This window comes from Azospirillum oryzae (assembly GCF_900177515.1).
Lineage (GTDB): Bacteria > Pseudomonadota > Alphaproteobacteria > Azospirillales > Azospirillaceae > Azospirillum > Azospirillum oryzae_A.
The window spans coordinates 526,127-547,223 of the sequence record NZ_FXAK01000002.1 but is presented as its reverse complement, the minus strand read 5'-3'; the positions used below and the strand labels follow the sequence as shown (position 1 = coordinate 547,223).

General features: G+C 69.1%; 18 protein-coding genes. 12 read left to right on the top strand and 6 right to left on the bottom strand.

Annotation, left to right across the window (positions count from 1 at the left end):
- Positions 1 to 26: 26 nt before the first annotated feature.
- The gene (locus tag B9N97_RS05550) at positions 27 to 926 is read right to left on the bottom strand and encodes a LysR family transcriptional regulator (RefSeq protein ID WP_085084158.1); all 900 of its coding nucleotides are present in this window, start codon (positions 924 to 926) and stop codon (positions 27 to 29) included.
- 141 nt (positions 927 to 1,067) lie between these two features.
- On the opposite strand from B9N97_RS05550, the gene B9N97_RS05545 reads away from it, so the two are divergent.
- Positions 1,068 to 1,322, top strand: coding sequence for a hypothetical protein (locus tag B9N97_RS05545; protein WP_085084156.1), 255 nt, complete (start codon positions 1,068 to 1,070; stop codon positions 1,320 to 1,322).
- Between the two features lie 67 nt (positions 1,323 to 1,389).
- Here B9N97_RS05545 and B9N97_RS05540 read toward each other — a convergent pair whose 3' ends face one another.
- Complete coding sequence (locus tag B9N97_RS05540; protein WP_085084154.1) at positions 1,390 to 1,935, bottom strand: GNAT family N-acetyltransferase; 546 nt, start codon at positions 1,933 to 1,935, stop codon at positions 1,390 to 1,392.
- Between the two features lie 5 nt (positions 1,936 to 1,940).
- Positions 1,941 to 3,182: an MFS transporter gene (locus B9N97_RS05535; RefSeq protein WP_085084152.1), complete on the bottom strand. Its 1,242-nt coding sequence runs from the start codon at positions 3,180 to 3,182 to the stop codon at positions 1,941 to 1,943.
- A 75-nt stretch (positions 3,183 to 3,257) separates the two neighbouring features.
- Between B9N97_RS05535 and B9N97_RS05530 the strand changes: the two genes are divergently transcribed.
- From B9N97_RS05530 to B9N97_RS05520, 3 genes are all read left to right on the top strand, one after another.
- Positions 3,258 to 4,181 (top strand): LysR family transcriptional regulator, encoded by a 924-nt coding sequence (locus B9N97_RS05530; RefSeq protein WP_085084151.1) that lies wholly within the window; start codon positions 3,258 to 3,260, stop codon positions 4,179 to 4,181.
- Positions 4,182 to 4,301: 120 nt separating this feature from the next.
- A complete protein-coding gene (locus tag B9N97_RS05525) occupies positions 4,302 to 6,785 on the top strand; it encodes a PAS domain-containing hybrid sensor histidine kinase/response regulator (RefSeq protein ID WP_085084149.1) in 2,484 nt (827 codons plus the stop codon).
- A gap of 29 nt (positions 6,786 to 6,814) precedes the next feature.
- Complete coding sequence (locus tag B9N97_RS05520) at positions 6,815 to 7,819, top strand: LysR family transcriptional regulator (RefSeq protein ID WP_085084147.1); 1,005 nt, start codon at positions 6,815 to 6,817, stop codon at positions 7,817 to 7,819.
- An 11-nt stretch (positions 7,820 to 7,830) separates the two neighbouring features.
- On the opposite strand, the gene B9N97_RS05515 is transcribed toward B9N97_RS05520, so the two are convergent.
- The gene (locus B9N97_RS05515; protein WP_085084145.1) at positions 7,831 to 8,193 is read right to left on the bottom strand and encodes a hypothetical protein; all 363 of its coding nucleotides are present in this window, start codon (positions 8,191 to 8,193) and stop codon (positions 7,831 to 7,833) included.
- A gap of 224 nt (positions 8,194 to 8,417) precedes the next feature.
- Positions 8,418 to 8,822 carry a 6,7-dimethyl-8-ribityllumazine synthase gene (locus B9N97_RS05510; protein WP_085084143.1) on the bottom strand — a complete coding sequence of 135 codons (405 nt, stop codon included), beginning with the start codon at positions 8,820 to 8,822 and terminating at the stop codon, positions 8,418 to 8,420.
- Positions 8,823 to 9,223: 401 nt separating this feature from the next.
- On the opposite strand from B9N97_RS05510, the gene B9N97_RS05505 reads away from it, so the two are divergent.
- Both B9N97_RS05505 and B9N97_RS05500 read left to right on the top strand, forming a co-directional pair.
- Complete coding sequence (locus B9N97_RS05505) at positions 9,224 to 10,330, top strand: hypothetical protein (RefSeq protein ID WP_085084141.1); 1,107 nt, start codon at positions 9,224 to 9,226, stop codon at positions 10,328 to 10,330.
- Positions 10,327 to 11,745, top strand: coding sequence for a hypothetical protein (locus tag B9N97_RS05500; RefSeq protein WP_085084139.1), 1,419 nt, complete (start codon positions 10,327 to 10,329; stop codon positions 11,743 to 11,745). The genes B9N97_RS05505 and B9N97_RS05500 overlap by 4 nt, the downstream gene beginning before the upstream one ends.
- Before the next feature lie 15 nt (positions 11,746 to 11,760).
- On the opposite strand, the gene B9N97_RS05495 is transcribed toward B9N97_RS05500, so the two are convergent.
- A complete protein-coding gene (locus tag B9N97_RS05495; protein ID WP_085084137.1) occupies positions 11,761 to 12,756 on the bottom strand; it encodes a bile acid:sodium symporter family protein in 996 nt (331 codons plus the stop codon).
- Positions 12,757 to 13,055: 299 nt separating this feature from the next.
- Between B9N97_RS05495 and B9N97_RS05490 the strand changes: the two genes are divergently transcribed.
- The 6 genes from B9N97_RS05490 to B9N97_RS05465 all read left to right on the top strand — a co-directional run bounded on the left by B9N97_RS05490 (position 13,056) and on the right by B9N97_RS05465 (position 21,096).
- Positions 13,056 to 14,228: an isovaleryl-CoA dehydrogenase gene (locus B9N97_RS05490; RefSeq protein ID WP_085084135.1), complete on the top strand. Its 1,173-nt coding sequence runs from the start codon at positions 13,056 to 13,058 to the stop codon at positions 14,226 to 14,228.
- Positions 14,229 to 14,271: 43 nt separating this feature from the next.
- Positions 14,272 to 15,453: an acetyl-CoA C-acyltransferase gene (locus B9N97_RS05485; protein WP_085084133.1), complete on the top strand. Its 1,182-nt coding sequence runs from the start codon at positions 14,272 to 14,274 to the stop codon at positions 15,451 to 15,453.
- A gap of 68 nt (positions 15,454 to 15,521) precedes the next feature.
- Positions 15,522 to 16,655, top strand: a complete 1,134-nt coding sequence (locus B9N97_RS05480; protein WP_085084131.1) for an acyl-CoA dehydrogenase — start codon at positions 15,522 to 15,524, stop codon at positions 16,653 to 16,655.
- Positions 16,656 to 16,685: 30 nt separating this feature from the next.
- Positions 16,686 to 18,293 carry a carboxyl transferase domain-containing protein gene (locus tag B9N97_RS05475; RefSeq protein WP_085084128.1) on the top strand — a complete coding sequence of 536 codons (1,608 nt, stop codon included), beginning with the start codon at positions 16,686 to 16,688 and terminating at the stop codon, positions 18,291 to 18,293.
- 11 nt (positions 18,294 to 18,304) lie between these two features.
- The gene (locus B9N97_RS05470; protein ID WP_085084707.1) at positions 18,305 to 19,087 is read left to right on the top strand and encodes an enoyl-CoA hydratase/isomerase family protein; all 783 of its coding nucleotides are present in this window, start codon (positions 18,305 to 18,307) and stop codon (positions 19,085 to 19,087) included.
- A gap of 5 nt (positions 19,088 to 19,092) precedes the next feature.
- Entirely contained in the window at positions 19,093 to 21,096 is a 2,004-nt protein-coding gene (locus B9N97_RS05465; RefSeq protein WP_085084126.1) for an acetyl/propionyl/methylcrotonyl-CoA carboxylase subunit alpha, read from the top strand.
- The last annotated feature ends 1 nt before the right edge of the window (position 21,097 follow it).

The window sequence follows — 21,097 nt, the reverse complement described above, 5'->3', positions numbered from 1 at the left end:
GGCAGCACCACTGCCTTAATGGTATTTCAGATCACCGTCGCGGTGTTTTCCGACAAGCTATCGACCAGCCGGCGGGCATGGGCGGAAAGATCGGCAAAATTGCGGGCGCACAGCACCAGCAGACGGGGCGCCCACGGGTCGGTCAGCGGCACGACACGCAGGCCGCCGCTGTCGAGCGCCCGCAGCGCCGCCGTTTCCGGCACGATGCCGACCCCGACGCCGCGTTCGACCAGCCGGCACAGCGCCACCGGTCCACGCACCCGCACGCGGTAGGACAGGCTACGCCCGGCGCGGGTGGCGTGGCTGTTCAGATACTCCTGAAGGGCGCTGCCGGCGCTGAGGCCGACGAAGGGCTCGTCCAGCAGGTCGGTGAAGGCGATCCGGTCGCGGTCCGCCAGCCGGTGGGACAGCGGCAGGACGGCGACCAGCCGGTCGCTGCGGAAGGGCCGGGTCTCCAGCCCGCCGAGGTCGACCATGTCGGCGACCACGCCGAGGTCGGCCAGCCCGGCGGCCACCGCCTCGACGATGGCGTGGCTCGGCCGTTCCTCCAGGTCGATGTCGATGCTGGGATTGTCGGCGAGGAAGCCGGCGAGCGCGTCGGGCAGGAATTCGCTGATCGCCGCCGTGTTGGACAGCAGCCGGACATGGCCCTTCAGCCCCTTGGCGTATTCCGCAAGTTCGCCGCGCATCCGCTCAAGCTGGTGCAGGACGAGGCGGGCATGGTGGACCACCGCGCGGCCCGCCGGGGTGGGGCGGACGCCGCGGCGGAACCGTTCCAGCAACGGAATCCCCAGCGTCTCCTCCATCCCCCGCACCCGCGCGCTGGCCGACGCGAGCGCCATGGCGCTGCGCTCCGCCCCGGCGGTGATGCTGCCGGTCTCCACGATGTGCAGGAACAGCCGCAGGTCGGTCAGGTCGAAGCGCATGGCGATTCTCATAAGCCCAAGAGCCGCAGCCTGCCTTCGTCTCAGCCGAAGGCAGGCTGCGGCAAAGCCACATTGTGACCATCCGCCGCATCGATCAAGCTTGTTCCAGAGAACGAGGCCGACTGGACGGGAGGACGGAGCATGGCTCTGCTGGATCGCGACAACACCGGACCCGGCGACGGCAAAGGTCCTATGGCCGGGGTGGACCGCCGGCTGCTGCTGGTGGCGCTGGCCCTGGCGCTGCTGACCCTGCTGGCGCTGCTGGACCAATACCGGCCGACGCCGGGGTCGGCGCCGCCGATGGACTGGCAACTGCCGTCGGTGGAGCTGCCGCGGACGGTGCCGATGGCGAAGGCGCCCAGGCCGCACCGGGACGAGCTGTTGGGGGCGGACTGAGCCCGATGCGTCAGAACCGGATCAGGATGACGCCCAGGATCAGCGAGGCGGCACGGCTGCACTATAATCAAGGCTGCGCCGGCCGCTCGACCGGCAGGCTGTCGCTTCCCTCGCCCAGCGGGCGCTCCATCAGCACGCCGTCGAGCCAGCGGCCGAACTTGAAGCCCACCGACGGCAGGATGCCGACGTGACGGAAGCCGCAGGCGCTGTGCAGGCCGATCGAGCCGTGGTTGGCGCTGTCGCCGATCGCCGCGATCATCCGGCGGTAGCCCGCCGCCTCGCACATCTCCAGCAGCGGGATCATCAGCGCCCGGCCGATGCCGCGACGGCCCATGCCGTCCGCGACATAGACCGAGTTCTCCAGCGTGAAGCGGTAGGCGCTGCGCGTGCGGTACGGCCCGGCATAGGCGTAGCCGGCCAGCCGCCCTTCGCACTCCGCCACCAGATAGGGCAGGCCGCGGGCCAGGATGTCGGCGCGGCGGCGGGCGATCTCCGCCTCGTCCGGCGGGACCTCCTCGAAAGAGGCTGTGCCGTGCAGGACATGGTGGGCATAGAGCGCGGTGATGGCGGGAATGTCGGCGTCGGCGGACGCCCGCACCGTGATGGCAGACATTGGACTCAGCTCCGTTGAGGACGGTCGGCGGGAAGAAGAAGGGCGCAGACGGTCGCCAACCCGCCGCCGACGCCGAGAAGCGCGAACCCCCAGCCCCAGCCGGAACCGCCCATGGCTTCCGCCGCGCCGCCGGCATGGTCGAGCACCAGACCGACCGCCAGCGGTGCGGCACCGCCGGCGCCGAAGCCGAGGATGGAGCGCACGGCGAGCGCCGCACCCAGGCTGCCCGGCTCGACCGATTCCGTCATCGCCGTGGACAGCACCGGCGAATCGCCCAGCGCCGAAAAGCCGTAGAGCGCCGCCACCGCCAGCACCAGTGCCAGGGGCATGGCGTCCATCCAGCCGATGGTGAAGGAACAGGCCGCGCCCAGCACGCCCATCGCGATCAGCACCGCTCGCCGGCCCAGCCGGTCGGACGCGCGCCCCATCAGCAGCGAGGACAGGAAGCCGGAGATGTGGATGGCCGCGGCGATCCACAGCCCGCGAACCCCGGCGCCGCCGGAACCGGCGAGGCTGGCGGTCAGGAAGGCGGGCAGCCACGCCCACATGCCCAGCAGCTCCCAGCAATGGGTGGTGTAGCCCACGGTCAGCAGCAGGGAGCGGCGGTCGGCCAGGAAACGGAAGGCGCCGCGCAGCCGCCGCGCTCCGCCGCCGGCCACCAGATTGGCCCGGCCACGCAGTCCCGCCGTGCCGAGCAGTGCCGCCAGCAGCGGCCCAAGCCCGCAGGCGATGAAGGCGGCCTCGTAACCGAAGCGCTCCGACAGGCCGGCGGCGAGCGCGATGGAGCCGAAATATCCCAGCGACCCCGCCGCCAGCAGCCAGCCCACCGCCGCCCCGCGCCGCGCCGGCGGCACGCCCTGCGCCACCAGCATGATGGAGGGGGCGTAGGTGCCGCCCTGGGTCAGCCCAACCAGCGCGAACAGCAGCAGCCCGCTTTCCGCCGAGCGGGCGAAGAAGGCGAAGGCGAGGCCGGTCAGCGCTGTCGCCCAGCCTGCCCACAGGAAGACGCGCTTGGCGCCCAGGCTGTCGGCGAACCAGGAGGACCCGACCAGCGACAGGGCATAGCCGACGTTGAAGGCGGTCTGGATCGACCCGGCCTCCCCCGCCGACATGCCCCAGGCCTGCATCGCCGGACCCAGCGCGCCGGCATAGACCATGAAGGACAGCGAGGTGGCGAAGCGGCTGGCGCACAGCAGCAGAAGCCAGCTTTGGCGGGCGGCGGGAGCGGGAATGGCGGCGGTCGTCATGGGCACACCGTCGCGGAGGGCCGATAAAAAGGCAAATTTATTGATTTGATCGGAATCATAAGGAAGACTGTGGGTATGCGTGGCCTGAACCTCGACCAGCTCATCACCTTCGCCACCGTCGTCGAGCATGGCGGCTTCACCGAGGCGGCCGGCCGGCTCGGCCTGACCCAGCCGGCGGTCAGCATGCAGATCCGCAATCTGGAGGAGCGCTTCGGCGTGCGGCTGGTGGAGCGGGTGGGCAAGCGGGCCCTGCCGACCGCGGCCGGGCGCGACCTGCTGCCCTTCATCCGCCGCCTCCGAGAGGAGATGGAGGCGGCGACTGTCGCCATGGGTCGCCACCGCGCCGGGCAGGTCGGGCGCGTGCGCATCGGCACAGGCGCCACCGCCTGCATCTATCGCCTGCCGCCGATCCTGACGGCGCTGCGCAGCGCCCATCCGGGGCTGGAGATCATCGTCGTCACCGGCAACACGCCGGACATCCTGGACGCGGTGGAGGGCGGATCGCTCGATCTGGCGCTGGTCACGCTGCCGGCCGGCCGCCCCGGCCTGTCCATCGAAGCGGTCTGTGCCGAGGAGCTGGTCTGTGTCGGTCCCAGAGGTGGCCCCAATAGCGACCCCTGCGGCGACCCTTGCGGCGGCGCTCAGGATCCGGCAGCGGGAGTGGCCCCGGCGGCGCTGGCCGACCAGACGCTGATCCTGTACGAGCGCGGCGGGACCATGCGCGCGGTGATCGACGGCTGGTTCATGGCGGGCGGCATCCAGCCGCGCCCGGCGATGGAACTGGGCAATGTGGAGGCGATCAAGAACCTCGTCGCCGCCGGGCTGGGCCGGTCGATCCTGCCGTCGGTCACCGTCGGGAGTCCGCAGGATTGCGACCGCTTCGCAGTTCAGCCGCTGATGCCGCCCTTGATCCGCAAGCTGGGGTTGGTGTTGCGGCGTGATAAAGTGCTCGATGCGGGCGTGCGGGCGATGGTGAAGTCGATCACCGATATGCGGTAACAACATCGATTAAATTTCGCACTCTGACCATCATGCGGAATATTGCTTTTGGATGGTTTACAGAGGCTTTAGTCATTGCGCACTCTCATTCAATGAGACTTTCGTTTTTCTTGGGCGCCTATGACCAAGCAGCAGTCCGTTCCGAACGAGTCCGCCGATAACCGAATAAAAGGCGGGCGTGACCGGCATGGCCAACCGGATTCGGGTCCCGATGCGACGCTGCTGGCGCGGCTGGAGGAGCTGGAGCGGGAGAACGCCCGGCTGCAGACCGCGCTGTCCACCGCCTGCAGCGGCTGCGACGACCTGCTGACGGTCACCGCGCTGAACGAGGACCTGCGCACCGCCTTCAACGCGCTGGAACACAGCCGCGCCGCCCATGCCGACAGCGAACGGCGGCTGCGCGCGATCCTGGACAGCGCCATCGGCCACGCCATCCTGACCCTGTCGCCGAACGGCCGGGTGACCAGCTGGAACCCCGGCGCCGTCCGCATCCTGGGCTGGACGGAGGATGAGGCGCGGGGCCAGCCGGTCGATATCCTGTTTCCGCCGGAAGAGGTCGCCGCCGGCGTGCCCGACGCGCTGCGGGTGCGCGCGCTGGCCGAGGGCCGCATCCAGGAGGAGCGTGCCTTTTGCCACCGGGACGGATTCGTCGTCTGGGGCGCGCTGACCATCCTGCCGCTGCAGGGCGACGAGGAGGGTTTCCTGTGGATCCTGCACGACCGCTCCGACGAGCGGCGGATGGAGGAGGCCATCGCCGACGCGCGCCGGCGCGCGACCGACATCCTGGACAGCATCGACGAGGCGCTGGTGGCGCTGGACTGCGACTATCGCGTCATCTACCAGAACCGCCGCGCCGAGCAGCTCGACCACCAGTCGCTGTCGGCGATGCGCGGCCGCCGCCTGTGGGAGGTGTGGCCGCAGCTCGCCGGTTCCGACCTGGAAGCGCTGTGCCGAAAGACGATGATGGAGCGCCAGCCGACCGGCGTCGAAAAGCGCTTCGACGGCGAAGGCACCACCCTGTGGCTGGAGATCCGTTTCCTGCCGACGCCGGAGGGGGTGGGCTGCTTCTTCCGCGACATCACCACGCGCAAGCGGGCGGAGGAGGAGGCCCGCGCCTCGCACGAGCGGGCGGTGAAGATCCTGGAGAGCATCAGCGACGCCTTCTATGCCGTCGATCACGACTGGCGCTTCACCTACATCAACCGCAAGGCGGAACAGCTCTGGGGCCGGTCGCGCGACACGATGCTGGGTCGCCGCCTCTGGGAAGTGTTTCCCAAAACGTTGGGGAGCGAGTCGCTGGAGGCGCAAAAGCAGGCGGCGCGCGAAGGGCGGGAGATGGCCATCGAGGTGGTGTCTCCCGTGCTGGGCCATTGGGTGGAGGTCAACATCTATCCCAGCCCCGACGGCCTTTCGGTGTATTTCCGCGACATCACCGCCCGGCGGCAGGCGCAGCAGGCATTGCTGCAGGCCAAGGAAACGGCGGAGGCGGCGGACCTCGCCAAGGGCAAGTTCCTGGCCGCGGCCAGCCACGATCTGCGCCAGCCGCTGCAGGCGCTGCTGCTGTTCGTCGACGTGCTGAAGCCGCATGTGCAGGGCAGCCAGGGCGCCAACGCGCTGATGCATCTGGGCCGCGGGCTGGACGCGCTGAAAGAGCTGCTGGACAGCCTGCTCGACATGTCGCGGCTGGATGCCGGCGTGGTCCAGCCGAACATCGAGAATGTGTCGGTCACCCCGCTGTTCGACCACATCGCCGCGTCGTACCGGCCGGTGGCGGCGGCGAAGGGGCTGGAGCTGCATGTGTCCTCCTGCAAGGCCGCCGCCCGCACCGACCGCACGCTGCTGACCCGCATGGTGCGCAATCTGGTGGAGAACGCCCTGCGCTACACCGAGAGCGGGCGGATCGACATCGAATGCCGCCGGGCCGGCGGGCGGCTGCTGATCGAGGTGCGCGACACCGGCATCGGCATCCCGCCCGACCATCTGGAGCGCATCTGGGAGGAGTTCCATCAGGTCGGCAACCCGGAGCGCGACCGCAACCGCGGCCTGGGGCTGGGGCTGGCCATCGTGCGGCGGCTGTCGCAGCTGCTGAACCATCCGGTGGACGTCCAGTCCAGGCCGGGGCAGGGGACCAGCTTCGTCATCGCCCTGCCGATGGGCCGCAGCATCGAGGCGCCGGTGACCGCGGCGGAGGCGGCGACCGCCGGGCGCGGGCGCTTCGCCGTGGTGGTCGACGACGACGCCATCGTTCTCTTGGGGCTGGAGACGATCTTCCGCGAATGGGGGTACGAGGTGCTGGTCGCCGGCTCCGCCCAGAAGGCGGTGGAGGGGCTGAGCCGCGCCGGCCGGCGCCCCGACCTGATCGTCGCCGACTACCGCCTGCGCGAAGGGCAGTTCGGGACCGACGCGGTCGCCCGCATCCGCGCGCTGTACGACGATCCCGGCAAGTCCCCTTCCCCTGGGCCCATTCCCGGCCTGATCCTGACCGGCGAGACCGGCCCCGACTGTGAACGCGACGCCGCCGCCCATGGGCTGGGCATCATCCACAAGCCGGTGACCCCGCGCCAGCTGAGCCACGCGCTGGGTGAGCTGCTGGGTGGTCAGTGACAGGAATGCCGTGAGATGAACGCCGCATCATGAATCTGGCCGCACTGGACATGAACCTGCTGGTGGTGTTCGACGCCCTGATGGAGGAGCGTAACGTCACCCGTGCCGGCCGGCGCGTCGGCCTGACCCAGCCGGCGGTCAGCAACGCGCTGTCACGCCTGCGGCTGCTGTTGAAGGACCAGCTGTTCATCCGCACCCCCGCCGGCATGCAGCCGACCGCCCGCGCGCTGGAGATCGCCGGCCCGGTGCAGCAGGCGCTGGCGCAGATCAAGGACGCGCTGGAGCCGTCCTGGTTCGACCCGGCGACGGCGGAGCTGTCCTTCGCGCTGGCGGCCGGCGACTATATCGGCTCGACCCTGCTGCCGCCGCTGACCGAGTTGCTGCGCGACCGCGCGCCCGGCGTGCGCCTGCGTGTGCTTCCGGCCAACACGCTGGACCTGATGCATTTCCTCGACAACGGCGAATGCGACATGGCCATCGGCTTCTTCGATACCATCCCGGAACGGCTGGATGCCATGCCGCTGTGGGCGGAGTCGGTGTCGCTGGTCGCCCGCTGGGACCACCCGCTGGCGTCCGGGCCGATGAGCCTGGAACGGCTGGCCGAGGCGCCGCACATCCTGATTTCCCAGACCGGCCAGGAGGATGACGGATCGTCCGACGGCTATCTGCTGAGCCACGGGTTGCGCCGGCAGGTGATGACGCGCAGCCATCTGGCCCTGCGCCGCAGCCTTGAGGAGCGAGGCCTGCGTCTGCGGGTGGCGTTGACGGTGCCCTATTATTCGGCGGTGCTGCCGATCGTCATGCAGTCCGATCTGGTGACGCTGCTGCCGCACCGGGTGGCTCTATCGCTGCACCGGCTGGCCGGGGTGGCGGTGCGCGACCTGCCATGTCCGCTGGAAGCGGTTCAAATCCAGGGCCTGTGGCACCGGCAGGTGACGGCCCGTGCCTCCCACACATGGCTGCGCCGCCTCGTTGCCGAGGCGGCGCAGCGGATGACCGGACAGACCCTGTCGCCTGGGCGGTTGGCCAGTTAGCGACAGGTGGGTCAGCGATAGATGCTGCCGTAGTCGCCGCTGGCGGTGGTGAAACCGCCCTGGTTCGACGCCACCGGCGCCTCGCCGTCGCGGAAGGGCAGGTCGAGCGTGCCGCGGGCGTGGTTCAGATAGCTCTGCGCCTGCGCGGTCTTGCCCTGGCGGTTCAGATCCTGGGCGATGGACAGGTCACGCTCCACCTGCAGGACCTCGGTGCGGCCGACGCCGCCGGGCAGGGTCTGCTGCAGGGCGGCGCGGGCTTCGCTCAACTGGTCGGCGAAGGAAGCGCTGCCGGTGGAGGACGCCGCGAAGGACGCGCCCGAGGCCAGGAGGACGGCCGAGAACAGGGCGGTGGCGGCGGTTTTGCGAATGGACATAAGTGTCTCCAACATCGGTGATTTCTTCTGCGGACCGCTGTGCCGCCTTTCGGTTCGGCGCGGCGCCCCGCTGTTGTGCACCTTGATGTAGAGGTCCTTGCCCTATTCCTGAAATCGATAGTTGTTATGTGCGATATTGGCGGTGTGAATGGCTGGTGACGGCGTTCGGCCCGGCAGAGTGGGCGGACCGGAGCGGCCGGTCCGCCGTCTTCTGCGAAGGATTTTTATCCCTGCTCGATCAGGTCGGCGCAGGCGTCCACCGCGGCGGCGGCGTAGGGGCGGATGCGCGGCGGGATCTGCGACGGGTTGATGCCCGGCCCGAGGATGCCGACGCCGACCGGCTTCATGAACTGCAGCTGCAGGTCGATCAGGCTGGAGATGACGGCATGGCCCATGACGTTGCCGTGCTCGGTCTCGCCCCGCTCGATGATGCCCAGCGCCACGGCGCCGGCGACGTCGTCGCGCATCAAGAGGCGCTTGATCGCCAGCGGCTTCTCCATCGAGCCGGGAACCCAGACCTCCGCGACGATGCCGAGGCCGCGGCGGGCGGCGACGGTGCGCGCCTCGTCCAGCATCTCTTCCACCTCTTTGCGGTGGAACCGTCCGAGCACGATGCCGATGTTGCTCACCCTCTGCTTCTCCCATGTTCGCGGTGTAACCTGCGCCCAAACTGTCGCGTCGCCGCGCAAAGCGCAAGGGGCGTCGCGAGGCGCTGAAGGCGGCTCGGGCCGTACGGAGATTTCCTGCCCGCATTATAAAGTTGCGCGGGTAAATCCGGCCGCGTTGCGGCGACGGCCAAGCTGTCGCGGAGGTAATCCAAGGAAAAACCCTTATGGACTGCTCGGTCTCGCTATGCGAACTGTTGCCGAGTGCGACAGGCCGTCGCACTGCGCTACAATTCAGCACAAATTGGTCGCCGCCGCTTTTCTTACGACCATGTAATGATGAGGGCGTGGCGGTTGCGACGGACCCGGGGGGCTGGGACGTCGCCGGCGCAAGAGAACGACCAGGCGAATCCGGAACGGCAATCATGTTGAAAGGTGCGATCGAATACGCGCCGTCGACCTTCGAGGAGCGGGGGGCCGCGGTGGCCTTCACCACGCCGCTGCTGTCCCAGACCCGCGTGCGCCGCGGCGAGCGGTCGAAGCTTGAGGTGCTGATCCCCAGCCTGTCGCAGGGCATGGGCATCTATGTCGTCGCCTGGAAGGCGGTGCCGGACATGGTGTCGATGACCATGCACGACCGCTATCTGCACGACCTGATCGTGAAGGAGGACGCCTGTTCCCCCTATGAGATCCGCCGGGCGACGCTGAAGGCGGCGCGGCGCGGGCTTGCCGGGCCGCAGGCGGCGCAGGCGGCCCGCCGCGCCCTGGAGGAGGACGAGGAACAGAGCACGCTGACCCATTATCTGCTGATCCTGGCGATCCTGAAGGCGGTGGGCCTGGAATCGCCGGAGATGCTGAAGGCCGGCATCGACACCGACGAGGGGCAGCGGCTGACCCGGCAGCTGATGACCCGCGCGGCGGAAAGCCTGAAGATGGACGCCACGCTGCTCTATTCCCGGCTGGCCGACATCGCCGCGGTCACCGCGCCGGTCGGGCTGGCGCGCTCGCCCCGGCCCGGCCGTCTGACGCGCGGGCTGAACGACCTGAAGGCCTTCCGCGACAGCATGACCGGCTGGGCGAACGACGTGCCGAGCGACGCCGCCCCGGTGGCGCAGTTCTGCGCCGAGGTGGCGCAGCACACCATCTCCATCGGCGACAAGGTCCTGGGCGACTTCCACCGTCGGATCGAGGCCATCGGGCCGCTGATGCGCGACTGGGACAGCGAGGTCCTGCGTGTGCGCGCCCAGGCCGGCCGCATGGCGTGGCTGCTCGACGGCTGGAGCCACATCACCGGGGCGTGGGAGGTGGCGCAGGCCGAGGACCACCACCAGCAGGCGGCGACCGTCAACGACCTGTTCCGCATCCTGCCGCTGCTGCCGCGCAAGGAGTCGACCCGCGATTTCGTCGGGGATTCCAAGCAGGTCAAGGTGGCCCACCGCCGCTCCGTCCGCATGCTGGAGGACTGGCGCACCGGCCAGATGGACATCGACGCCATCCGCCGGATCGAGGCGGTGAAAGCGCGCGCGCCATGACGGGAGGGGCGGGGGGAAAAGGGCAGGCCGACCGTCTGCCGGGGCTGGAAAGCCGGCTGTTCGACATCCCCGAGGACAAGTTCATCGAGGTGGTCCGCCTGCTGGAGCGGGTGCGCGACCATCCCGACGTGCGCCAGACCTTCGCCGCCATCCGCCCGCGGCTGGTCCAGGTGCGCCCGAACCGCCGCCCGACGCTGAAGCGCGTGCTGTGCATGCCGTTCGAGGATGTGCTGGAAAGCTTCAGCGGCGTCGACGTGCCGCTGGGCCGCATCGAGCGGCGGGTGATCGAGCCGGTCTGGCGGCTGGTGACGGAGTGCGGCGACACCGCCCTGATCGACCAGCTCGACCGGCAGGTGCAGGAGACGGCGCCCGGCAACCTCAACGCGCTGCGCAACATCGGGCGCCGGCTGTGGCCGATGGCGGCCCAGGCCATTCGGGGGGCGGTGGAGCAGGACGGGGCCCGGCATGCGCTGTGGCGCGTGCTGCATGGCGACGAGGAATTGCAGCGGCAGGTGTTGGACATCGCCGCCTTCCTGGAGATCGGGCTGACGGTGGAATCGCTGAAGGACGCGCTGGCGCCGAAGCCGCTGCCGGCCTTCGAGGACGAGCATGTCGGCGTCATCGAGCAGGCGGTCCAGGCGGTGGCGCGGCAATCCACCGGGCTGGTCTATTACCTGCTGCTGGTCGCCGCCTCGCGCATGGCGAACCCGGCCGACCTGCTGACGGTGCTGAACGACCTGGATTTCGGCAAGGCGCGGCGCGAGCAGCCGGTGATCTTCGCCCAGCTGAGCGGGCTGGTGGTCACCAATCTGGAAGAGCGGTCGGCCCGGCTGGACGGCAACGGCTACAGCGCCGGACCGGGGGTGGCCGCCGCCGCCATCGCGCCGGAGGAGGCCATCGCCATCGCCGAGCGGCTGGTCGCCAGCGTCGCCACCACCTCCGCCGTCATGGACTTCCTGGCCGAGCCGGTCTATCGCGAGCGGCTGGAGGCGGTGAAGACGGCGGTGCGGACCATGGTGACCGGCACCGTGCTCGACACCGCGCCCGGCGGCATCCTGACCGCCGTCGCGGCCCCGGCGGAGAACGGCCGCCCCGCCGCGGTGGACGAGGACGCCCAGGCCGCCGCCGAGGACCACGCCCGTGCCCTGCGCCGCTGCGAGGGGCTGGCCGATGCGCTTGGCCTGCACGAGCCGCTGAAGACCGCGATGGCGTCGATGGAAAAGGGGCTGATGGCGCGGGCGCACGCCCTGCTGGCGCAGTATCCCAAGGCGGCCGGCGACCCGGACGATGCGGAAACGGCGGAGATCGGCCTGTTCTACGCCCTGCGCCTGCTGGAGCTGGTCGCCGGCCCTGCCAAGGCCGACCAGTTCCGCACCGCCATCATGGCCGCGACGGGCGAGTTCGCGGAGGAGTAGGGGCGGTTCGTTCCCTTACGAGGTCGCCGGCAGGGCGTCCCTCGCTTCGTCCTCTTCGGCGTAGCGGCGGGCGAGGACGGCGCCGACCATCAGCTGGATCTGGTGGAACACCATCACCGGCAGCAGCACCAGACCGGCGGTGGCCGGAGCGAACAGGACGCCGGCCATCGGCACGCCGCTGACCAGCGACTTCTTCGAGCCGCAGAAGACGATCACCGCCTCGTCGGCGCGGGAGAAGCCCAGCCGGCGGCTGAGCAGCGTCGTGCCGATCAGGAACAACGCAAGGATGGCGCCGTCGATCAGCACCACCATGCCCAGCGCGGCCGGCGGTACCTGATGCCACAGGCCGTTCACCACCGCCTCGCTGAAGGCGAGATAGACGACCAGCAGGATCGAGCCGCGGTCGGTGAAGCGCAGCATCGTCTTGTGCCGCGCCGCCCAGGCGCCGACCCAGCGCCTCAGCAGCTGGCCGGCGACGAAGGGCAGCAGGAGCTGCGCCGCGATGGTCTGCAGCGTGTCGAGCGACAGCGGGCTCCCCTGCACCTTCAGGAACAGCGCCACCAGCAGCGGCGTCATCAGGATGCCGGAGATGTTGGACAGGGTGGAACTGCACACCGCCGCCGCGACGTTGCCCCGCGCCATCGAGGTGAAGGCGATCGAGGACTGGACGGTGGAGGGCAGCAGGCAGAGGAACTGCACGCCGATCGCCAGGGCCGGCGGCAGCAGGCTGTGCGGCAGCGTTTCCACCACCGCCCAGCCGATCAGCGGGAAGGCGGCGAAGGTCAGGCTGAAAATCAGCAGATGGAGGCGCCAATGCGCCATGCCCGCCACCACCTCTTCCCGCGGCAGACGGGCGCCGTGCAGGAAGAACAGCAGCGCGATGGCCGCCTCCGCCAGCCAATGCACGCCCTGGGCGGCTTGGCCCTCCACCGGCAGCACGGTCGCCAGACCGACGGTCGCCACCAGGGCCATGGTGAAGCCGTCCATGTTCGGGCGAGGCACGCGAATCATTGGTTGGTCCCCCAAATCGTTATCACTGGCCGGACATAGCGCCTTGGCTTCTCTTATAACGACCTTCGCCGGGCTGGAATACAGTATTCAACATGCATGGCAGCCTTGAAAGGATTGGGGAAAATCGGCCCACCCCCGGTTCTTTCCACGATGCGGAAATTTCAGGCGGAGGCGCGGTGCGGCCAATCTCTTGAAGCTCAATAGGTTTTTGGCCGCTCAGCTATCCCCTTGCCACCGGCCTTGCCATACGGTAACGTATGGTCAAAGAACGGATGATTTCCCAGGGGAGCGATACGTCCATGCTGTCCAACCAGTACCCCAGCCTGAATTTCGACCTCGGCGAGTCGGCCGACATGCTGCGCGATTCGGTGCGGAGCTTCGCCGCCAACGAGATCGCCCCCCGCGCCGCCGAGATCGACCACAGCAACGAGTTCCCGAACGAGCTGTGGCGCAAGATGGGCGACCTCGGCATCCTCGGTGTGACGGTCGAGGAGGAGTATGGCGGCGCCGGCATGGGCTATCTGGAGCATGTCGTGGCGATGGAAGAGGTGTCGCGCGCCTCGGCCTCGGTGGGCTTGAGCTACGGCGCCCATTCGAACCTCTGCGTCAACCAGATCCGCAAGAACGGCAATGAGGAGCAGAAGCGCCGCTATCTGCCCAAGCTGATCTCCGGCGAGCATATCGGCGCGCTGGCAATGTCGGAGCCGAATGCCGGGTCGGACGTGGTGTCGATGAAGCTGCGGGCGGAGAAGAAGGGCGACCGCTACGTCCTGAACGGCACCAAGATGTGGATCACCAACGGCCCCGACGCCGACACGCTGGTGATCTACGCCAAGACCGACATCAATGCCGGCCCGCGCGGCATCACCGCCTTCCTGGTGGAGAAGGGCTTCAAGGGCTTCTCGGTGGCGCAGAAGCTGGACAAGCTGGGCATGCGCGGCTCCAACACCGGCGAGCTGGTGTTCGAGGACTGCGAGGTGCCGGAGGAGAACATCCTGGGCGGCGTCGGCCGCGGCGTGAATGTGCTGATGTCGGGCCTGGATTACGAGCGCGCGGTGCTGTCCGGCGGTCCGCTCGGCATCATGCAGGCCTGCATGGACGTGGTGATCCCCTATGTCCACGACCGCAAGCAGTTCGGCCAGCCCATCGGCGAGTTCCAGCTGATGCAGGGCAAGATCGCCGACATGTACACGATCATGAACGCCGCCAAGGCCTATGTGTACGCCGTCTGCAAGGCCTGCGACCGTGGCGAGACCACCCGCAAGGACGCCGCCGCCGCCATCCTGTTCTCCGCCGAAAAGGCGACCTGGATGGCGCTGGAGGCCATTCAAACGCTGGGGGGCAACGGCTACATCAATGAGTACCCGACCGGCCGCCTGCTGCGCGACGCCAAGCTCTACGAGATTGGCGCCGGCACCAGCGAGATCCGCCGCATGCTGATCGGGCGCGAACTGTTCAAAGAGACCGCGTAAAGCGGTTCGGCAACAAGGCATCGAGGGAAAGGGACAGACCACCATGACCGACAGCATCGTCATCGCCGCCGCCGTCCGCACGCCGATGGGCGGCTTCCAGGGGGACCTCATGGGCCTGACCGGCCCGCAGCTGGGCGCCGTCGCCATCCAGGCGGCGCTGGAACGCTCGGGCCTCGCCGCGGACGCGGTGGACGAGGTGTTCATGGGCAACGTGCTGTCGGCCGGTCTGGGGCAGGCTCCGGCGCGTCAGGCCGCGCTGGGCGCCGGGCTGCCGAAGGGCGTCGGCTGCACCACCATCTCGAAGGTCTGCGGATCGGGCATGCGGGCGGTGATGTTCGCCCATGACGTCATCAAGGCCGGCTCGGCCAAGGTGGTGGTGGCCGGCGGCATGGAGAGCATGTCGAACGCCCCCTACCTGCTGGACCGCGCCCGCGCCGGCTATCGCATGGGCCACGGCAAGGTGCTGGACCACATGTTCTTCGACGGTCTGGAGGACGCCTACGAGAAGGGCCGCCTGATGGGCACCTTCGCCGAGGAATGCGCCAGCAGCTACAACTTCACCCGCGAGGCGCAGGACAACTACGCCATCGAAAGCCTGAACCGCGCCCGCAAGGCAGTGGAGGACGGCTCCTTCAAGGCGGAGATCGCGCCGGTTCTGGTCAAGGGCCGCAAGGGCGACGTGCTGGTCGACACCGACGAGCAGCCGGGCAAGGGCGATCCGAAGAAGATCCCGACGCTGAAGCCGGCCTTCGCCAAGGATGGCACGGTGACGGCGGCCAATGCGTCGTCGATCTCCGACGGCGGTGCGGCGCTGATCGTCACCACCCGCAGCGAGGCGGACAAGCGCGGCCTGCGCGTGATCGCCGAGATCAAGGGCCACTCCAACCACGCCCAGCAGCCGGCGCTGTTTACGACCGCCCCGGTCGGCGCGATGCAGAAGCTGTTCGAGAAGGTGGGCTGGTCGGCTCGCGACGTCGATCTGTTCGAGATCAACGAGGCGTTCGCGGTCGTCACCATGGCGGCGATGCGCGATCTGGACCTGCCGCACGACAAGGTGAACGTCCATGGCGGCGCCTGCGCGCTGGGGCACCCGATCGGGGCTTCGGGGGCGCGGATCATCGTGACGCTGCTGGCCGCGCTGGAGAAGTATGACCTGAAGCGGGGTGTGGCGTCGCTGTGTATTGGCGGCGGCGAAGCGACGGCGATCGCGGTGGAGCGGGTGTAAGGCTCTCCCGCCCTTATTCCCCCTCTCCCCCCGGGGAGAGGGGACTATAAAGATTGAGGAAACGCCCGATGCACCTGACCGAAGAACAGACCATGGTCCGCGACATGGCCCGCGCCTTCGCGCAGGACCGGCTCGCCCCGACCGCTGCCGAGCGCGACCGCAGCGGCGCCTTTCCCAAGGCGGAACTCGCCGAGATGGGCGAACTCGGGCTGATGGGCATGCTGGTGCCGGAGGAGTTCGGCGGCGCCGCCACCGACCATGTCGCCTACGCGCTCGCCATCGAGGAGATCGCCGCCGGGGACGGTGCGGTCTCCACCATCATGAGCGTCCACAACTCGGTCGGCTGCATGCCGATCCTGAAGTTCGGCAGCGACGCCCAGAAGGACCGTTTCCTCAAGCCGATGGCGCGCGGCGAAATGCTGGGCGCCTTCTGCCTGACCGAGCCGCAGGCGGGGTCCGACGCCTCGGCGATCAAGACCCGCGCCCGGCGCGATGGTGACCACTGGGTGCTGAACGGCACCAAGCAGTTCATCACCTCGGGCTCGCAGGCCGATGTCGCCATCGTCTTCGCGGTAACCGATCCGGCGGCGGGCAAGAAGGGGCTGAGCGCCTTCATCGTGCCGACCGACACGCCCGGCTATCAGGTGGCGCGGACGGAGGAGAAGCTGGGCCAGCACTGCTCCGACACCTGCCAGATCGTCTTCGAGGAGTGCCGGGTGCCCGCCGAGCTGATGCTCGGGGCCGAAGGCGCCGGCTACAAGGTGGCGCTGGCGAACCTTGAGGGTGGGCGCATCGGCATCGCCTCGCAGTCGGTCGGCATGGCGCGCGCGGCGCTGGACCATGCCATCCGTTACGCCCAGGAGCGCCAGAGCATGGGCGTGCCGATCATCCAGCATCAGGCCGTCGCCTTCCGCCTCGCCGACATGGCGACCCGCGTGGAAGCCGCGCGGCAGATGGTGCTGCATGCGGCATCCTTGCGCGATGCCGGGGTGCCCTGCATGAAGGAAGCGGCGATGGCCAAGCTGTTCGCCTCCGAGATCGCGGAGAAGGTCTGTTCCGACGCCATCCAGATCCATGGCGGCTATGGCTATCTCAACGATTTCCCGGTGGAGCGCATCTATCGCGACGTCCGGGTCTGCCAGATCTATGAGGGCACCAGCGACATCCAGCGGTTGGTCATCAGCCGCGCTCTCACCCAATAACCAAGACCGCCAAACCGGGAGGAAGACGGCATGACCGTCCTGAAGAGCGCCCTGAACGCGCGCTCCGCCGAGTTCCAGGCCAACGCCGACGCCATGCAGGCGCTGGTCGACGATCTGCGCCGGAAGGTCGCCACCATCCAGCAGGGCGGCGGCTCACGAGCGCGCGAAAAGCACCTCGCCCGTGGCAAGCTTCTGCCGCGCGAGCGCATCCGCCAGCTGCTCGACGTCGGCTCGCCCTTCCTTGAGCTGTCGCAGCTGGCCGCCGACGGCGTCTATGCCGAGGACATCCCGTCGGCCGGCATCATCGCCGGCATCGGCAGCGTCGCCGGGCAGGAGTGCATGATCGTCGCCAACGACGCGACGGTGAAGGGCGGCACCTATTACCCGCTGACGGTCAAGAAGCACCTGCGCGCGCAGGAAATCGCCCAACAGAACAACCTGCCCTGCATCTATCTGGTGGATTCGGGCGGCGCCAACCTGCCGAACCAGGACGAGGTCTTCCCCGACCGCGACCATTTCGGCCGCATCTTCTACAACCAGGCCAACATGTCGGCCGAGGGCATCCCGCAGATCGCCGTGGTGATGGGCAGCTGCACCGCCGGCGGCGCCTATGTCCCGGCGATGTCGGACGAGGCGATCATCGTCCGCAACCAGGGCACCATCTTCCTCGGCGGCCCGCCGCTGGTGAAGGCGGCGACCGGAGAGGTGGTGACGGCGGAGGATCTGGGCGGCGCCGACGTGCATTCCCGCACCTCGGGCGTCACCGACCATTACGCGATGAACGACGCCCACGCCCTGGCGATGGCGCGGCGCGTGGTGTCGAACCTGAACCGCGCCAAGCACATCGACCTCGACCTGCGTGAGCCGGAGGAACCGGCCTTCGACCCGCGCGAGCTTTACGGTGTGATCCCCAGCGACGCCCGCAAGCCCTTCGACGTGCGCGAGGTGATCGCCCGGGTGGTCGACGGTTCGCGCTTCGACGAGTTCAAGCCGCTCTACGGCACGACGCTGGTCACCGGCTTCGCCCACATCTTCGGCTATCCCGTCGGCATCATCGCCAACAACGGCATCCTGTTCAGCGAATCCGCGCTGAAGGGCGCCCATTTCGTCGAGCTGTGCTGCCAGCGCCGCATCCCGCTGGTGTTCCTGCAGAACATCACCGGCTTCATGGTCGGACGGAAGTACGAGGCCGGCGGCATCGCCAAGGACGGCGCCAAGCTGGTCACGGCGGTCGCCTGCGCCAAGGTGCCGAAGTTCACCGTCATCATCGGCGGCAGCTATGGCGCCGGCAATTACGGCATGTGCGGCCGCGCCTACAGCCCGCGCTTCATGTGGATGTGGCCGAACGCCCGCATCTCGGTCATGGGCGGCGAGCAGGCGGCCGGCGTGCTGGCCCAGGTCAAGCGCGACGCCATGGAAGCCCAGGGCAAGCCGTGGTCGGCCGAGGACGAGGAGGCGTTGAAGGCGCCGATCCGCGCCCAGTTCGAGCGCGAGAGCCACGCCTATTACGCCAGCGCCCGGCTGTGGGACGACGGCATCATCGACCCGGCCGACACCCGCATGGTGCTGGGCCTAGGCCTGTCCGCCTCGCTGAACGCCCCGGTGCCGAAGACGCCCTTCGGCGTGTTCCGGATGTGATGGAGGCGAGCATGAGCGACATCCTCATCGACATCGCCGACACCGGCGTCGCCACCGTCACCATGAACCGCGGCGACGTGCACAACGCCTTCAACGAGCAGGTCATCGCCGACCTGACCGCGGCCTTCCGGCGGGTCGGCGAGGATCCGGCGGTGCGCGTCGTCCTGCTGCGCGGGGTGGGCAAGAGCTTCTCGGCCGGGGCGGACCTGTCCTGGATGAAGAAGATGGCCGGCTACTCCCGTGAGGAGAATCTGGCCGACGCCATGGGCCTCGCCACCATGTTGCGCACGCTGGACGAATGCCCGAAACCCACGGTCGCCGTGGTGCAGGGTCCGGCCTTCGGCGGCGGCGTCGGGCTGGTTTCGGCCTGCGACATCGCCATCGGGGTGGAGACGGCGACCTTCGCCCTGTCGGAGGTGCGGCTGGGCATCATCCCCGCCGCCATCAGCCCCTATGTCATCGCCGCCATCGGCGAGCGCGCCTGCCGCCGCTATTTCCTGACCGGCGAGCGCTTCAGCGCGGCGGAGGCCCATCGCATCGGCCTGCTGCATGAGCTGACCAACGCCGATGGGCTGGAGGAGGCGGTGGCGAAGACGGTGAAGAACCTGATGGACAGCGCGCCGACGGCGGTCACCGCTGCCAAGGAGCTGATCCGCGCCGTCGCCCGCCGGCCGCTGACCGAAGAGGTGATGCGCGACACGGCGGAGCGCATCGCCCGCCAGCGCGCCAGCGCCGAAGGTAAGGAGGGCGTCGGCGCCTTCCTCGACAAACGCACCCCGTCCTGGCGGAGTTGACCCACATGTTCGACAAGATCCTGATCGCCAACCGCGGCGAAATCGCCTGCCGGGTCATCCGCACCGCCCGCCGCATGGGCATCAAGACCGTCGCCGTCCATTCGGAGGCCGACGCCAAGGCGATGCATGTCCAGATGGCGGACGAGGCCGTCTGCATCGGCCCGGCCCCGGTCGGCGAAAGCTATCTGCGCGGCGACGTCATCCTCGACGTGGCGAAGCGCACGGGGGCGCAGGCCATCCATCCCGGCTACGGCTTCCTGTCGGAGAATGCCGGCTTCGCGGCGGCTTGCGCGGAGGCCGGCGTCGTCTTCATCGGCCCGCCGATCGAGGCGATCCGCGTCATGGGCTCCAAGGCGGAATCCAAGCGGCTGATGGCGAATGCCGACGTGCCGCTGGTGCCGGGCTATCACGGCACCGACCAGGACTTCGCCACCCTGTCGGCGGAGGCCGGGCGCATCGGCTATCCGGTGCTGGTCAAGGCGTCGGCCGGCGGCGGCGGCAAGGGCATGCGCGTGGTGCGCGCCGCCAATGAGCTGGCCGACGCGGTGGCCGGCGCCCAGCGCGAGGCCAAGGCCGCCTTCGGCGACGACAGCCTGCTGCTGGAGAAGTATCTCGGCCGGCCGCGCCATGTTGAAATCCAGGTGTTCTGCGACACCCACGGCAACGGCGTCTATCTGTTCGAGCGCGACTGCTCGGTCCAGCGCCGCCACCAGAAGGTGATCGAAGAGGCGCCGGCCCCCAACCTGCCCGACGACCTCCGCCGCCGCATGGGCGAGGCCGCGGTCGCCGCCGCCAAGGCGGTGAACTATGTCGGCGCCGGCACCGTCGAGTTCCTCTATGAGGATGGCGGCTTCTACTTCATCGAGATGAACACCCGCCTGCAGGTGGAGCATCCGGTGACGGAGAAGATCACCGGCCTGGACCTCGTGGAGTGGCAGCTGCGGGTGGCGGCCGGGGCGGAACTGCCGCTCCGCCAGGACCAGCTGACCCGCAAGGGCCATGCCTTCGAGGCGCGGCTTTACGCCGAGGATCCGCAGCGCGACTTCCTGCCGGCCATCGGCAAGCTGGTGCGGCTGCGCCCGCCGGCCGAGAATGAGCATGTCCGCGTCGATACCGGCGTCCGCGAGGGCGATTCGGTGACGATGTATTACGACCCGATGATCGCCAAGCTGATCGTCTGGGACGAGGACCGCGACAGCGCGCTGCGCCGCCTGCGGGTGGCGCTGGCCGAATATGAGGTGGTGGGTGTCACCACCAACGTCGCCTTCCTCGGCGCCATCGCCGGCCACCCGGCCTTCAAGGCGGTGGAGATCGACACCGGCTTCATCGAGCGCCACCGCGCCGACCTGCTGCCGCCGCCGGCCCCGGTGGCCGACAAGGCGCTGGCCGCCGCCGCACTGTCGGTGCTGCTGAAGCGCCGGAAGGAGGCGCAGGCGGCTCTGCGTGCCCGGTCGGATCGCTACTCGCCCTGGCTGCTCGCCAATGGCTGGCGGCTGAACGAGGAGAACCATTACGACCTGCGCCTGATGGACGGCGACACCGCGCGCGAGGTGACGCTGCATTTCCGCAGCGACGGCTACGAGGTCGCGGTGGATGGCGGCAAGGCGATGCCGGTGACCGGCGTCAGCCTGTCGGACGGGCTGCTGACCGCGACGCTGGACGGCATGCGCACCCGCGCCACCGTGGTGCAGCAGGGGCTCGACATCACGGTGCTGATCGACGGCGCGGTGTCCCGCCTGACGCTGGACGACCCCAGTGCCCGTGCGGCGGAGCAGGAGGGCGGCTCCGGCCGCCTCACCGCGCCGATGCCGGGCACCGTGGTCCGCGTGCTGGTCGAAGCCGGCCAGAGCGTCGAGGCCGGCGCGCCGCTGATGCTGCTGGAGGCCATGAAGATGGAGCACACCATCAAGGCGCCGGCGGCCGGCACCATCAGCGCCGTGAATTTCGCGGCGGGCGATCAGGTGTCCGAAGGCGTCGACCTGCTGGTTCTCGACATCGCGGAGGGCTGAT

What these genes read in the sequence shown, in the direction of transcription:
- B9N97_RS05550 (WP_085084158.1), bottom strand. Translation starts at nt 926, where the DNA reads ATGCGCTTCGACCTGACCGACCTGCGGCTGTTCCTGCACATCGTGGAG.
- B9N97_RS05545 (WP_085084156.1), top strand. Translation starts at nt 1,068, where the DNA reads ATGGCTCTGCTGGATCGCGACAACACCGGACCCGGCGACGGCAAAGGT.
- B9N97_RS05540 (WP_085084154.1), bottom strand. Translation starts at nt 1,935, where the DNA reads ATGTCTGCCATCACGGTGCGGGCGTCCGCCGACGCCGACATTCCCGCC.
- B9N97_RS05535 (WP_085084152.1), bottom strand. Translation starts at nt 3,182, where the DNA reads ATGACGACCGCCGCCATTCCCGCTCCCGCCGCCCGCCAAAGCTGGCTT.
- B9N97_RS05530 (WP_085084151.1), top strand. Translation starts at nt 3,258, where the DNA reads ATGCGTGGCCTGAACCTCGACCAGCTCATCACCTTCGCCACCGTCGTC.
- B9N97_RS05525 (WP_085084149.1), top strand. Translation starts at nt 4,302, where the DNA reads ATGACCAAGCAGCAGTCCGTTCCGAACGAGTCCGCCGATAACCGAATA.
- B9N97_RS05520 (WP_085084147.1), top strand. Translation starts at nt 6,815, where the DNA reads ATGAATCTGGCCGCACTGGACATGAACCTGCTGGTGGTGTTCGACGCC.
- B9N97_RS05515 (WP_085084145.1), bottom strand. Translation starts at nt 8,193, where the DNA reads ATGTCCATTCGCAAAACCGCCGCCACCGCCCTGTTCTCGGCCGTCCTC.
- B9N97_RS05505 (WP_085084141.1), top strand. Translation starts at nt 9,224, where the DNA reads ATGTTGAAAGGTGCGATCGAATACGCGCCGTCGACCTTCGAGGAGCGG.
- B9N97_RS05500 (WP_085084139.1), top strand. Translation starts at nt 10,327, where the DNA reads ATGACGGGAGGGGCGGGGGGAAAAGGGCAGGCCGACCGTCTGCCGGGG.
- B9N97_RS05495 (WP_085084137.1), bottom strand. Translation starts at nt 12,756, where the DNA reads ATGATTCGCGTGCCTCGCCCGAACATGGACGGCTTCACCATGGCCCTG.
- B9N97_RS05490 (WP_085084135.1), top strand. Translation starts at nt 13,056, where the DNA reads ATGCTGTCCAACCAGTACCCCAGCCTGAATTTCGACCTCGGCGAGTCG.
- B9N97_RS05485 (WP_085084133.1), top strand. Translation starts at nt 14,272, where the DNA reads ATGACCGACAGCATCGTCATCGCCGCCGCCGTCCGCACGCCGATGGGC.
- B9N97_RS05480 (WP_085084131.1), top strand. Translation starts at nt 15,522, where the DNA reads ATGCACCTGACCGAAGAACAGACCATGGTCCGCGACATGGCCCGCGCC.
- B9N97_RS05475 (WP_085084128.1), top strand. Translation starts at nt 16,686, where the DNA reads ATGACCGTCCTGAAGAGCGCCCTGAACGCGCGCTCCGCCGAGTTCCAG.
- B9N97_RS05470 (WP_085084707.1), top strand. Translation starts at nt 18,305, where the DNA reads ATGAGCGACATCCTCATCGACATCGCCGACACCGGCGTCGCCACCGTC.
- B9N97_RS05465 (WP_085084126.1), top strand. Translation starts at nt 19,093, where the DNA reads ATGTTCGACAAGATCCTGATCGCCAACCGCGGCGAAATCGCCTGCCGG.